At 54.8% G+C, this 12,311-nt stretch carries 13 protein-coding genes and 2 tRNA genes; 9 read left to right on the top strand and 6 right to left on the bottom strand.

What is annotated here, in order from left to right:
• Nucleotides 1–43 precede the first annotated feature (43 nt).
• Nucleotides 44–137: transfer RNA gene (locus TPEN_RS01380), tRNA-Val, on the bottom strand.
• A 280-nt stretch (nt 138–417) separates the two neighbouring features.
• Between TPEN_RS01380 and rpsB the strand changes: the two genes are divergently transcribed.
• The 4 genes from rpsB (at nt 418) to TPEN_RS01355 (ending at nt 3,677) form a co-directional block, all read left to right on the top strand.
• Entirely contained in the window at nt 418–1,062 is a 645-nt protein-coding gene (gene rpsB, locus TPEN_RS01370) for a 30S ribosomal protein S2 (protein WP_011751949.1), read from the top strand.
• Nucleotides 1,063–1,166: 104 nt separating this feature from the next.
• The gene (amrB, locus tag TPEN_RS01365) at nt 1,167–2,030 is read left to right on the top strand and encodes an AmmeMemoRadiSam system protein B (RefSeq protein ID WP_011751948.1); all 864 of its coding nucleotides are present in this window, start codon (nt 1,167–1,169) and stop codon (nt 2,028–2,030) included.
• Nucleotides 2,031–2,092: 62 nt separating this feature from the next.
• Nucleotides 2,093–3,178, top strand: a complete 1,086-nt coding sequence (fni, locus tag TPEN_RS01360) for a type 2 isopentenyl-diphosphate Delta-isomerase (protein WP_011751947.1) — start codon at nt 2,093–2,095, stop codon at nt 3,176–3,178.
• Between the two features lies 1 nt (nt 3,179).
• On the top strand, nt 3,180–3,677 hold the full coding sequence (locus TPEN_RS01355; protein WP_011751946.1) for an archease: 498 nt from the start codon (nt 3,180–3,182) through the stop codon (nt 3,675–3,677).
• A gap of 8 nt (nt 3,678–3,685) precedes the next feature.
• Here the strand turns inward: TPEN_RS01355 and TPEN_RS01350 are convergent, their stop codons facing one another.
• A complete protein-coding gene (locus tag TPEN_RS01350) occupies nt 3,686–4,069 on the bottom strand; it encodes an HVO_A0114 family putative DNA-binding protein (protein ID WP_011751945.1) in 384 nt (127 codons plus the stop codon).
• 76 nt (nt 4,070–4,145) lie between these two features.
• Here TPEN_RS01350 and TPEN_RS01345 point away from each other — a divergent pair, with 76 nt between their 5' ends.
• From TPEN_RS01345 to TPEN_RS01330, 4 genes are all read left to right on the top strand, one after another.
• Nucleotides 4,146–5,594: an RtcB family protein gene (locus tag TPEN_RS01345; protein WP_011751944.1), complete on the top strand. Its 1,449-nt coding sequence runs from the start codon at nt 4,146–4,148 to the stop codon at nt 5,592–5,594.
• Nucleotides 5,595–5,673: 79 nt separating this feature from the next.
• Nucleotides 5,674–6,276 (top strand): 30S ribosomal protein S7, encoded by a 603-nt coding sequence (locus TPEN_RS01340; protein ID WP_011751943.1) that lies wholly within the window; start codon nt 5,674–5,676, stop codon nt 6,274–6,276.
• Nucleotides 6,277–6,351: 75 nt separating this feature from the next.
• Nucleotides 6,352–7,329: a replication factor C small subunit gene (locus TPEN_RS01335; RefSeq protein WP_011751942.1), complete on the top strand. Its 978-nt coding sequence runs from the start codon at nt 6,352–6,354 to the stop codon at nt 7,327–7,329.
• A gap of 6 nt (nt 7,330–7,335) precedes the next feature.
• On the top strand, nt 7,336–8,577 hold the full coding sequence (locus TPEN_RS01330) for a replication factor C large subunit (RefSeq protein ID WP_011751941.1): 1,242 nt from the start codon (nt 7,336–7,338) through the stop codon (nt 8,575–8,577).
• On the opposite strand, the gene TPEN_RS01325 is transcribed toward TPEN_RS01330, so the two are convergent.
• The 3 genes from TPEN_RS01325 to menC all read right to left on the bottom strand — a co-directional run bounded on the left by TPEN_RS01325 (nt 8,567) and on the right by menC (nt 11,684).
• Nucleotides 8,567–9,880 (bottom strand): Cdc6/Cdc18 family protein, encoded by a 1,314-nt coding sequence (locus tag TPEN_RS01325; RefSeq protein WP_011751940.1) that lies wholly within the window; start codon nt 9,878–9,880, stop codon nt 8,567–8,569. The genes TPEN_RS01330 and TPEN_RS01325 overlap by 11 nt on opposite strands.
• A gap of 169 nt (nt 9,881–10,049) precedes the next feature.
• Complete coding sequence (locus tag TPEN_RS01320) at nt 10,050–10,559, bottom strand: hypothetical protein (RefSeq protein ID WP_011751939.1); 510 nt, start codon at nt 10,557–10,559, stop codon at nt 10,050–10,052.
• 12 nt (nt 10,560–10,571) lie between these two features.
• On the bottom strand, nt 10,572–11,684 hold the full coding sequence (menC, locus tag TPEN_RS01315) for an o-succinylbenzoate synthase (RefSeq protein ID WP_011751938.1): 1,113 nt from the start codon (nt 11,682–11,684) through the stop codon (nt 10,572–10,574).
• 96 nt (nt 11,685–11,780) lie between these two features.
• Here menC and TPEN_RS01310 point away from each other — a divergent pair.
• A tRNA-Ser gene (locus TPEN_RS01310) sits at nt 11,781–11,883 on the top strand.
• Between the two features lie 51 nt (nt 11,884–11,934).
• Here TPEN_RS01310 and TPEN_RS01305 read toward each other — a convergent pair.
• Nucleotides 11,935–12,165: a hypothetical protein gene (locus TPEN_RS01305; protein ID WP_011751937.1), complete on the bottom strand. Its 231-nt coding sequence runs from the start codon at nt 12,163–12,165 to the stop codon at nt 11,935–11,937.
• Between the last annotated feature and the right edge of the window lie 146 nt (nt 12,166–12,311).

The following is a 12,311-nucleotide window of genomic DNA, read 5'->3' as shown; positions in this document are numbered from 1 at the left end:
CAGCGTTCCCTCCATACGATTTCTCGGGAAAACCGCCGAGGAGTGGTGGGCCCGCCGGGATTCGAACCCGGGATCACCTCCGCGTCAGGGACTGATGCGCGTACACGCGTGGCATCCTACCGCTAGACTACGGGCCCTTTCTAGAGCTAATGTAGGTTCAGTCTCTCTTTTATAAGCTTTACTCGCGCGCGCTTATAGAAGTGGAGAAAAAAATGGAGGAAGAAAAAGGCAAGGCCATACTTAAGACTCACGTGCGGCGTGTCGATGAACGTTGAGAGCACTCTTCCCGCGAAAATCCAGACAGGGGTGGGCTTTCTGTTTACGAGACCCACTTGTTGGGAGGAATCTCTGCTGAAGTGTGCTATATGCGAGGAAGGTTTATATAGTAAATTGCAGAAGCCTTCAAAGGCGTCGTCCATGAGTCTCGATGAGTTAAAGCTACTCGAAGGGCAACTGCTGATACCGCTGGAAATGTACCTAGCAGCCGGTATAAGGATAGGCACGAAGATGAAGAGCAAGTTTATGGAGCCGTTTATATACAGTGCACGACCCGATGGTCTCTACCTTCTCGACGTGAAGAAGACTGACGAGAGGATAAGGATAGCCGCCAAGATGATAGCTAGGTACGACCCGTCCAAGTTCGTCGTTGTTTCGGGTAGGCAGTACGGGCACCGCCCGGTTAGGAAGTTCTGCGGGCTTGTCGGATGTAAACCCATGCTTGGGAGGGTACTGCCTGGAACGTTCACGAACCCTGCTCTCTCCCACTTCACCGAGGCAGACCTGATGATGGTTACGGATCCGCGTGTCGACGAGCAGGCAGTTGTCGAGGCGGGAACGATGGGTATACCTGTTATAGCTCTGTGTGATACCGACTCTCCTATATCCAACGTGGACTTGATAATTCCGACTAACAACCGTGGAAGGAAGGCCCTTGCGTTGATCTTCTGGCTACTAGCACGGGAAGTCCTCAGGATACGTGGAGACATACCGCCGAACGGAGAGCTCCCGGTACCGCTCTCCGACTTCGAAGCGAGGATACTTACTACCGGCGAAGTCGTGTAGCGGGTTTACGTGGGAGGGTTCCTTGTTCTCGAACTGCGTGTAAAAACGGGAGCTTACGCTAGAAATTTTAGTAGGATCGGCTATCACTAACAGGGTGTCGAGTCGTGGTGCGCTCCAAGAGACCCGCGGTGCACGCCGGCTACTTCTACCCTGCAGAAAAGCGGGAGTTGATCGAGGCTTTGAAAAACGCCTTTCTACACGAGCTGGGTCCAGGGAAGTTGCCCGAGAAACCTGGAAGCTACACCGGGAATCTGATAGGCGTGGTAGCACCGCACGCCGGCTACATTTACTCGGGGCACGTGGCCGCCCATGCCTACTTAGCTCTAGCAGAGGGAGGTAAGCCGGACGTGGTATTCATCCTTGGCCCGAACCATCACGCGCTCGGAGCCCCGATAGCGTTGGACGAAAACGAGGTATGGGAGACCCCGCTGGGAGACGTCGAGGTCGACTTCAGGGTCTCGAAGGAGCTTGCCTCGAGGGAGCAGATCATCCGCTTCGACTTCCAGGCGCACGCCTACGAGCACTCCATAGAGGTACAGGTGCCTTTCCTCCAGTTCGTATTCGGGGAGGGCTTCACGATAGTACCGATATCGATGATGCTTCAGACGCCGGAGGCCGCCCGGAGAGTCGGCGAGGCTATCGCGGGGCTCATAATGGAGAAGGGTCTTAGAGCCTACGTTGTCGCGAGTAGCGATATGAGCCACTACGTGGAGTCCAGGATAGCGGCCGAGAAGGATAAAGTGGCTATAGAGAGGGTACTGTTCCTGGACGCCGAGGGGTTATACAACGCGGTCATAGAGGAGGATATCTCGATGTGCGGTCCAGGGCCCGTCATGGCGCTAATCTACATCGCGAAGAAGCTTGGCTACGCCAACGTCCGCTTATTGAAGTACGCTGACTCCGGAGACGTCACGGGGGATAAAAGTAGCGTAGTGGCATATGCCTCCCTCGCGTTCGCACGCACATAGACAAACGGGCTGGGAGAAAACTCGCGCAGACTTTATTATTGCTTAACTCTTGTAAGCCCGGCATGTCGTCGGATATCATATTCACGAGGAAGGACCAGCACCTGGTATACTCGCTCAAGGAAAACGTTCAGGCGCGCGGAGTAACCACTCTACTTGAATGCGTCAGGTTTGTACACCAGACTGTACTCGAGGCAAACTTCTCCGATGTGGACGTGTCCACGAAGTTCCTTGGATACGAGGTCGCGGCGCCTATCGTCATCAGCGGGATGACAGGAGGCACCCCCATGGGTGGAAAAGTCAACGCCATGCTCGCCGAGGTTGCCCAGAGGTTGAAGGTACCCATAGGCGTTGGTAGCCAGCGTGCGGCACTGAAGGACAGGGCTGCCGTTGAGACATTTAGAGTTGTACGCGAGAAGGCGCCGGACGTACCGGTGATAGCCAATATAGGGGCTAGCCAGGTATCAATGGGCCTCAGTGCCGGCGAGGTGCAGGAGTTGCTGGACATGGTCGGCGCGGACGCGCTTGCCGTTCACCTAAACCCTCTGCAGGAGGTGCTTCAGCCCGAAGGAGAACCCTCCTTCAAGAACTTCCTCGGAAACCTCAGGGAGATCGTGAAGAGCGTAAAAGTCCCCGTGATTTTGAAGCAAACAGGGGAGGGCTTCTCCAGGGAATCCGCGCTGAAAATCGCCGATACGGGGGTAAAGGGGGTCGACGTTGGAGGCGCGGGGGGAACATCCTTCGCGGTTATAGAGGGTTTAAGGGCGCGCTACGCGGGGCTCGATCTTCACGAAGAGATAGCCTTCGAGTTTGCAGGGTGGGGTATCCCCACCGCGGCCAGCGTGCTCGAAGTGCGCTCGGCGTTACCAGACATACTGCTCATCGCTACGGGCGGCATAAGAAGCGGCTTGGACGCGGCTAAGGTGATCCGCCTTGGCGCAGATTTCGCCGGACTAGCCCTACCGGTATTGAAGGAAGTGTACTACAGGGGCGTCGAGGGGGGATACAGGTTCCTGGAGAAAGTTATCCGCGAGCTTAAGATAGCGGTTTTCCTCACAGGTGGGCGGACTCTCGCAGACCTCAAGAATGCGCCGATCGTTATAACCGGGGAGCTGAAGGACTGGGTGGTTCAGAGGGGGCTACGCGTATAGCATGCGCGCGATGCAGAAACGTTTATCGCCTGCTGTGAAGAAGGGGGTCGTGGAGGGTATGAGCGGGACGTGCGGGGGGTTCGAGCTTTTACCCCATACTGCCGATATAATGGTTAGGGCGAAGGGAAGGTCCATAGAAGAGGCCTTTTCAAATGCTGCCGTAGGGATGTACGAGGTTATGACGAGCGTAGCGTCCATAGAGCCTCTTGAAGACCGCGAAGTGGTAGCCGAAGGGTTTGACCTCGAGAACCTGCTTTACAACTTCCTCGAGAATCTCCTCGTATTGCTCGACACGGAGGGATTCCTCGTGTCACGAGTGAAAAGCTTGAGGATAAGCAAGACGGAGGAAGGCTACAGGCTTACCGCCGTGGTCTCCGGAGAGCGTTTCTCTCCAGATAAACACGAGTCCAGGGTTCTCGTAAAGGCAATAACCTACCACGAGATGAGGATTTACCGCGAAGACAACTGCTACGTCGTCGAGTACGTCCCCGACATTTAGCTCTCCTCTCAAAGAATCTCTATCTCTATCTTCTTGGCTATGATCTCGGGCACCTTTTTCCTCCCATCCTCTCTAAGCTTGATGATCCTCCAGCGTGCAAGCTCTGCTAGGTCTCTATAGACGTTTGAAGGGGATCTACGCAGTATCCTAGCAAGCTCGGAGATCGACGCGCCTTTGTTTTCCTTTATCGCAGAGAGAAGCTCGATAACCCTGTTGCTGAGCACTTTGCGGGCAGCTTCTACGCTGAGATTCTCTCTGATGATCTTCGGGGCTACCTCGCCTTCCTCCTCGTAAAGCGAGTACAGTTGCCTCAGCGCCGGGTGTCTTCTAAGGGTTACCGGGTCCATGTCTTCCCTCGTTGGAAGCCTCTCGACAACTATCTTTATCGTCACATGCTAAGTTTATCATTTTATGATAAAAAAGCTTATTTCGCGCGGTTCCTATATAGCTGTCGGTGGTGAAACAGTTATGGCTCCGCCACTTAGGAGGATCACCGAGTACCTATGGGAAATACCGGAGAAGTACAAGCCCGGCATGAACGTGCCGGGGCTCGTCATAGCGGATGAAGTGTTAATATCGAAGATGAAGGAGGATTTAACGCTCGAGCAGGTCGCTAACGTTGCCATGTTGCCGGGCATCTACAAGTACTCTATAGTTCTTCCAGACGGCCACCAGGGTTACGGCTTCCCAATAGGCGGCGTCGCCGCGTTCGATGCAGAGAAAGGCGTGCTTAGCCCCGGAGGCGTAGGCTACGATATCAACTGCGGCGTAAGAGTCCTGTCCACGAACCTTACGGAGCAGGAGGTTAGGCCGAAACTCAGGGAGCTCGCAGAGACCCTTTTCAGGAAGATCCCCTCGGGGCTTGGAAGCACGAGTGGTTTAAGGCTGAGCCACGCGGAGCTGGACCGCGTACTCGAGGAGGGGGTCGAGTGGGCTATTGAAAGAGGCTACGGCTGGAGAGAGGACATGGAGCATATAGAGGAGAAGGGGAGAATGGAGGGCGCAGATGCAGACGCGGTGTCCAACGAGGCCAAGCAGAGGGGTAGCAACCAGCTGGGCACGCTGGGTAGCGGGAACCACTTCCTGGAAGTCCAGAGGGTTGACAAAATCTACGACCCCGAGGTTGCAAAGGTTTTCGGGATTGAGAGGGAGGGACAAGTAACCGTAATGATACACACAGGTAGCAGGGGGCTTGGACACCAGGTTGCAAGCGACTATCTGAAGATAATGGAGAGAGTCGTAAGAAAGTACAACATGCCGCTACCGGACAGGGAGCTTGTATCCGTGCCGGCGACGTCCCCGGAGGCCGAAAGGTACTTCGCAGCCATGAAGGCCGCGGCGAACTTTGCCTGGACGAATAGGCAGGTTATCACACACTGGGTTAGGGAAAGCTTCCGAGCGGTTTTCAAGACAGACCCGGATAAGCTCGGTCTCAATGTGATCTACGACGTAGCTCACAACATTGCCAAGCTCGAGGAGCACGTGGTGGACGGTAAAAGAGTGAAAGTCTACGTTCACAGGAAGGGGGCTACGCGGGCCTTTCCACCCGGGCACCCAGAGATCCCCGCAGACTACAAATCCATAGGTCAACCCGTCCTGATACCCGGCTCTATGGGTACTGCGAGCTACATACTCGTAGGAACGCAGAAAGCCATGGATTTGACGTTCGGCTCCTCTCCGCACGGCGCTGGAAGGATGCAGAGCCGCGCTGAAGCGCGTAGAAGCGTGAGGGGACAGGAGATAAAGTCCGAGCTTGAGAGTAGAGGTATAGTGGTTAGGGCTGCGAGCCTAGCTGTCGTCGCCGAGGAGGCTCCAGACGCGTACAAGGACGTGGACAGAGTAGTTATGGTCGCGGATGCAGTCGGCATTGCTAGGAAGATAGTGAGGATGACGCCCATAGCAGTGGTGAAAGGCTAACCGCCGCTCAAGTGCGAGAAGTTCACACTCAGGCGTAAAAGATTTATTTCTTACTTGTTCTCAAGGCTGAGGGATGTAGATGGCAGAAGGCGACCAGTACATAACTACTCTTGATGGCAACGAGATCAAGGTATTCGACCGGTGGAGCACTAGGGACGTGGAAATAAGGGATCCGGGGCTTAAGAAGTACATCTCGCTGAAGCCTGTCCTGGTACCTCACTCGGAGGGGAGGCATGCGAAGAAGAGGTTTGCGAAGGCTAGAGTCTCGATCGTCGAGAGGCTTGCTAACAATTTGATGCGTCCCGGGAGGAACGCCGGCAAGAAGATGCTGGCACTAAACATAGTTAAAAGGGCGTTCGAGATAATAGAGCTTAAAACGGGTAAAAACCCCATACAGGTGCTTGTTTGGGCGATAGAAAACGCATCTCCAAGGGAGGAGACTACACGCGTAATATACGGAGGTATCCTCTACCACGTGTCTGTAGACGTATCCCCGCAGCGTCGCGTAGACTTAGCCTTAAGGTTTATCACGGAGGGTGCTAGGGCTTGCGCGTTTAACAACCCGAAGCCCATAGAGGAGTGCCTTGCAGATGAAATAGTGGCGGCAGCGTACGGAGACCCGAATAGTTACGCGTTGCGCAAGAAGGAAGAAGTAGAAAGAGTGGCCCTCGCGGCCAGATAGCGCGCAGCACGCGAGCCACTTTTATATACAATACACACTTAAGTTTGTTTGAACGCGTTATTTGCGTGATGAGCAATGTCCGAGGAGTTATGGGTTGAGAAGTACAGGCCTAGGAGCCTCGACGAGATAGTGGACCAGGAAGAGATCGTGAAGAGGCTTAAAGAGTTCGTGAAGAACAAGAACATGCCGCATCTCCTTTTCGCGGGACCTCCCGGGACTGGGAAAACTACTGCGGCTCTCGCTCTAGCGCACGACCTGTACGGCGAAAGTTGGCGTGACAATACTCTGGAGCTAAACGCCAGCGATGAGAGAGGCATCGACGTTATCAGGAGCAGGATAAAGGACTACGCAAGGACGTTGCCTATAGGCGACGTGCCGTTCAAGCTGGTTATACTGGACGAGGCAGACAACATGACTGGCGACGCACAACAAGCTCTGAGGAGGACCATGGAGCTTTTCTCGAGGAACACTCGCTTTATCCTGATAGCTAACTATGCCTCCAAGATAATAGAGCCGATACAGTCTAGATGCGCGGTGTTCAGGTTCCAGCCTCTACCGAAGGGGGACGCGTTCCAGAGGTTGAGGTGGATAGCCCAGCAAGAGGGGATAACGGTTGACGACGGGGCTCTCGAAGCAATATGGGAGGAGAGTCAGGGCGACCTTAGGAAAGCTATAAACACCTTGCAGGCAGCCTCCGCTATCAGCAGGAACGTAACAGAGGAGGTCGTATACGCGGCACTCGGCCGCGTGAAGCCCAAAGAAGTAAGAGAGATGATTGAAAGCGCATTGAAGGGTAACCTGTTGGAGGCTAGGGACAAGCTTAGGCTTCTGCTCTACAACTACGGCTTGTCCGGCGTCGACATAATACGCTTTATCCACAGGGAGGTGCTCTCACAGAAGAGCGTTAGGCTCGACGATGCTACCTTGGCAGAGCTACTTGTACTGGTCGGAGAAACAAACTACAGGATAGTGGAAGGGTCCGACGATGAAATACAGTTAATGGCGTTGCTCTCGAAGCTTGCACTGGTCTCGAAGAAAGCTGCTAAGGGTTAGCCGGGGATGTCCGCCGTAAAAGTTCAGCTAGTCCCTTGGACCGAGAAGTATAGGCCCGCCAGAATTGCCGACGTAGTGGGAAACGAGGAGGCAAAAAAGAAGTACGTGGCTTGGATAAACTCCTGGGTCAAGGGGAAACCCAGCAAGAAGGCCGCTCTGCTCTACGGGCCTCCCGGGAGCGGTAAGACAAGCATAGTACACGCAACGGCCAAGGAGTTCTCGTGGGAGTTGATAGAGCTGAACGCTAGCGACGTGAGGACGCGCGAAGCCTTGCAACAGAGGCTCCTAGGAGCGCTGAACACCCGATCCGTGCTCGGCTACTCCGGGAAGATAATACTTCTAGACGAGGTTGACGGGATATCGACCAAGGAGGACGCTGGAGGGCTCCAGGCGATTGTAGAGCTTATAGAGAAATCCAACTGGCCCATAGTTCTAACGGCCAACGACCCATGGGATCCAAAGCTTAGACCTCTAAGAGACCTCTGCGAGCTCATCGAGTTCAAGAAGATAGGCAAGAGGGACATAATGAAGGTCTTGGAGAACATCTGCTCAAAGGAGGGTGTCGAGTGCTCAAGGGAGGTTCTATCCGCTATCGCGGATAACGCTAAGGGAGACCTGAGGGCAGCGATAAACGACCTGCAGTCTCTCGCCATGGGGAAGAAGACTATAAGCCTCGCCGACCTCCAGATCCTAGGGGACAGGGCTGAGCAGGAAACCATATTCGACATCGTGAGAAGCGTTTTAACGGCTAAGTACCCCGAGCAGGCCCTAGCTGTCACCAGGTTGCCGTCGCTCGACTACGAAATGCTTATGCAGTGGCTAAGCGAGAACATCGTGTACCAGTACGAACCCAGCTTGCAGGCGATAGCCGACGCATACGACGCTCTCTCATGGGCTGACATAATGTTGACCAGGATGAAGAGGGAGCAGCAGTGGGCGTTGCTCTCCTACGCGTTGGAGCTTATGACTGCCGGCGTGGCAAGCGCGCGGGAGCGTCCACCCTTCAAGTTCGTGAAGTATTCTTTTCCGGAGAAGCTAAGGATACTTGCGCGATCGAAGGAAAAGAGGGAGAAGTTCGTACGCGCCGTTAGAGGTGCAGCGGCGAAGATTCACGTCTCTACGTCTAAGTTCAGAACGGACGTTCTCCCGTATCTCAGGGTTATCTACGAGCACGACAAGAAGAGGGCATTAGAGATACTGCGGAATCTCGGCGTCCCAGAGGACGCCTTAGAGCTCGCTACTCAGTAAGCTCTTCGCCCCTCTCCTCTCCCCGAGAGCTCAGCTCCTTCTCTATGGAATCTCTCAGTATTTTCTCTAGGAGGTCTAATGGGATTCTGTTTATTCCCACTACGCTGTTCGCGGGTAGACCCGGGAAGGTGATCATCGTCGTCCTGCCGCGCGTCTCTCCACGCCCCGTCCTAGTATCCACGAGACCCATTTTCTTCAGGAACTGGACTTTCTCCCAGATTCTAGTGTACCTTAACGGTTTCTCTCCGAACTTATTGCACACGTCTTCATATTGTATCACTACCTCCCCCATGTTCACGTAGGCTTTTTCCCTTTCGAGTAGTAAGAGCTCCGTAATAGCGAGTAGCAGTAGCTTCTCGTGTAGCGGGAGCCTAGTCACGGTTTCTTCGTCGATGTAAGAGGGTAGTACGCCCTGGTTCACCACGTAACGCACGTCTTCGGGTAGTATCGTCTCTCTTTCCTCCCCTTCAGCTCTAAGCGCAGAGTAGTATAGAACCTTGATCGCCATCCTAGCGTCCCCAATCCCGCTCTTCGTATCGGGGTTGTAGCCAACCGTGTCCGCTATCATCTCTATGATCTCCTCCGAGACCGCCTCCTCGCGGATAGCTCCTTCGTCGCGTATACGCGCCCAGAGGATGTCCTGGAGTTGCTGGGAAGTGTAAGGGTTAAACCTCACTACGCGCCCTGAAAGCGAGCTTACAACTGCTTTGTCTAAGTAGGCTAGGCTTTCGTCCAGTTGCCTGAAGATAACGATCAAACCTAAGCCTAGCTGGACTTCGGGTAGGACTTCCCTGACGCGGGAGAAAACGTAGAAGAGCTCGTTGCCGTCCTTCTGCTTAGCGAGAATGTCTGCCTCGTCTAGGATTATTAGAGCATTGTTCTCGCGCCTGCTTATAAACCCGAACACATACTCTGCCAGCTCCTGAGAGGAGAAACCCCTCCGGGGGATATCGAGTCCGCAGTCGCTTCCAATCTTCCTGAAAACCTGGAACTTCGTTCGGTACTCTTGGGCGTTCACGTAGGATACGAGTATGGGAGGAATCTTTCCCTTAGCGGCCTTATCCTTAACCTCCCTACCAATGGTCCTTGCAACCGCAGTTTTCCCGGTGCCCGCCTGCCCAGCGTAGATAATCGTGCGGAGAACGTCCTTCTGACCCCTAATAACGTCCTGCATAACCCTGAGAGTTTCCGCTATCTGCTCCGCCCTGTGAGGAAGCTTCAGCGGAACGTACTCGCTACTAAGCTTGCGCTCATCCAGTATTATGCGCCTAGGACGCGCGTAACCGTCGTAGCTGAAGCTCATCGAAGCTCACTACGAGTAAAGCTACTTAAGGAATATACCCCAGAGCGATAAATATACCTTGCGCGCGGAGCTGAGAGGAGGGGGGCTGGGAGCCTTTCCCTGATGGTTTTTCGCTTTAACCGTCTTGGTTCTCCAGCTACTCAAAGCGCTCCACAAGGCTCTATGCGCGCTAGGGTGTTAAGCCGGTAGGGCTGTGCACTCGAGGATTACGGGTGAAAAGCACCTCGAACACGAAGACCGCTTGCCCGTCCGTCTCGACCGCGTATAGCAAGCCTCCAGAGTCCAGCAACCCGTTCGTTCTCAACTCGCGCATAAGCAGGGAGTAGGCAGACTGGCTCCAGCCCTCGACTTTCTCGAGCCTCACGGAGATCCTCCGAATCTTTACTCCCTCTTCGAGGAAAAAGGAAACAATCTCCCTCAGAGTCTGGGCAACCTCCGAGCTTAAAGGTAGTACCTTGCGAAGGAGCTTTACCTTGAGGATGTGCCTTACAGGGTACCTCCTGAAGATCCTTCGAAGGTCCTCCGCGGGAATACGCGTGACCAAAGAAACCCTCCCCCTAGAAACGCCGGTCACCCTGACTTCGACGTCGTAGGGGAAGAGGAGGTCTAGCACATCCCTGACTACCTGCTTTTCGTGTCCACTATCGACGCTTATCGCTACGACGTTCTCCTCTCGCATAGTACAACGCCCTCAGTACGTGGCAGTCCACCTCTCCAGCGAAAGCCTGTCTACGAGCTCTCTCTTTACCTCTACTCCGAGCCCGCGCCTCCTGGGAACAGCTATCGTGCCGCGAGGGGTTATCTCCCAGGGAGGCTCGACTATGTCCTCATCCCAGTAGCGGTTGCTCGCGGAGATATCGTTAGGGTAGTTAACGAACGGAAGGGACGCGAGGGCGACTAGGAACGCCCTGCCTATGCCTGTTTCCAGCATTCCGCCAACCCACGCCCCCCACCCGAGCTTCGCCGCGACTTCTAAGATGCTTTTAGCCTTGAGCACTCCCCCAACCCTTGCAGGCTTAACGTTCACGACCTCCGCTGACCCCAGGATGCTTGCAACCACCAGGTCGTGCAAGCTCCTAATACTCTCATCCAGGCACACAGGGGTAGAGATCTTCCTGCTCAAAACGCTGTGCTCGTAGAGATCGTCGTAGGCGAGGGGTTGCTCTAGCATGAGCAGGTTAAACCTATCGAGCTCCCTGAACACTCCGATGTCTCTCAAAGAGTACGCTCCGTTAGCATCTACTTGGAGCCTGATGTCCCCGAACTCCTCCCTTATCCTCTTCACGACCTCGACGTCGTAGCCCGGCTTAATCTTCACCTTTATACGCTGGTAACCCTCTTCCAGCCTCCTCCTTACCTCTCTTAGAAGCTCCTCAACGCTAGCCTTTATACCTATGCTAACCCCCGCCTCTATTTCCTGCCTGGAGCCTCCGAGAACCTCCGAGACGCTCCTCCCCTCCATTCTCGCCTCTAGGTCCAGCAGCGCCTCCTCGACAGCAGTCTTCGCCATGGGGTATCCACGTATCGAAGCCACCAGTCTGTGAAAATCTTCCACCTCCTCAATATCTCTTCCCACCAGGCTCGGCGCGATAAACTTCCGGATCACCAGGCTCGACGTCTCGTAGGTCTCGTAGCTATACCAGGGGCCCCGGTCTGCTACAAGTTCTCCCCACCCCTCCTCGCCCCCCTTCTCCTCCACCCTTACTAGCACAACCGGCCTCGTGGAAACACTTCCAAAGCTCGTCCTAAACTCTTCTTTAAGCTTCATCTCGAGGTAGAAGAGCTCGAGCTTCCTGATCTCCACGGCTATCCCCCGTGAGCTTCTAAAGTTTCCTCCTTATTTATTTCTGCGCATGCTGGAGCGCAAGATAGATAAGGATCGGTGCACCGGTTTACGTGAGCCGGGGTGGCCGAGTGGACTAAGGCGGTGGACACTCATAAGCCACAGTTGAGATCCACTACCCGTTAAGGGTGCCCGGGTTCAAATCCCGGCCCCGGCGCCACTCCCAGTTCGTGCATGCGCGCGCGGAAACACGGGAATAAAAAAGGAGGTTTTACGCTAGCCCTAGCTCCCTGAGCTCCTCGATGCCCTCTTCTAGCTCTCTTGCCAGCTCTTCGTCCTCCTCGACCTGCGTGGTCGCGCCGCGCACTGAGGCTAGGAACTCCTCGATCGCGTCCAGCGCTTCGACGAGGCGCGCCTCGTACAGCCCGTCACGCCTAAGAGTGCTCGCCAGAAGCCTCGACAACGCGCCTATCGTTCTAACGATAACCCTCGGGTCACTCACGCTCGGTCAACCCTCTTTACCACCGGGCTTTCAACGCGGAAAAAACGGGAGAAAGCTCCCACGTTTACAAGCGCAGGCAATAAATCCCAGAAATCCACTATTAACATAGCAATCGGGCTCGCGGCCGAAAAGTGAAGCCGCGTCAC

The sequence above is a fragment of the Thermofilum pendens Hrk 5 genome (genome assembly GCF_000015225.1).
GTDB classification, from domain to species: Archaea; Thermoproteota; Thermoprotei; order Thermofilales; family Thermofilaceae; genus Thermofilum; species Thermofilum pendens.
Note: the sequence above shows the minus strand (reverse complement) of the source record. Positions and strands in the feature narration are given on the sequence as shown.

What these genes read in the sequence shown, in the direction of transcription:
- rpsB (WP_011751949.1), top strand. Translation starts at nt 418, where the DNA reads ATGAGTCTCGATGAGTTAAAGCTACTCGAAGGGCAACTGCTGATACCG.
- fni (WP_011751947.1), top strand. Translation starts at nt 2,093, where the DNA reads ATGTCGTCGGATATCATATTCACGAGGAAGGACCAGCACCTGGTATAC.
- TPEN_RS01355 (WP_011751946.1), top strand. Translation starts at nt 3,180, where the DNA reads ATGCGCGCGATGCAGAAACGTTTATCGCCTGCTGTGAAGAAGGGGGTC.
- TPEN_RS01345 (WP_011751944.1), top strand. Translation starts at nt 4,146, where the DNA reads ATGGCTCCGCCACTTAGGAGGATCACCGAGTACCTATGGGAAATACCG.
- TPEN_RS01340 (WP_011751943.1), top strand. Translation starts at nt 5,674, where the DNA reads ATGGCAGAAGGCGACCAGTACATAACTACTCTTGATGGCAACGAGATC.
- TPEN_RS01335 (WP_011751942.1), top strand. Translation starts at nt 6,352, where the DNA reads ATGTCCGAGGAGTTATGGGTTGAGAAGTACAGGCCTAGGAGCCTCGAC.
- TPEN_RS01330 (WP_011751941.1), top strand. Translation starts at nt 7,336, where the DNA reads ATGTCCGCCGTAAAAGTTCAGCTAGTCCCTTGGACCGAGAAGTATAGG.
- TPEN_RS01325 (WP_011751940.1), bottom strand. Translation starts at nt 9,880, where the DNA reads ATGAGCTTCAGCTACGACGGTTACGCGCGTCCTAGGCGCATAATACTG.
- TPEN_RS01320 (WP_011751939.1), bottom strand. Translation starts at nt 10,559, where the DNA reads ATGCGAGAGGAGAACGTCGTAGCGATAAGCGTCGATAGTGGACACGAA.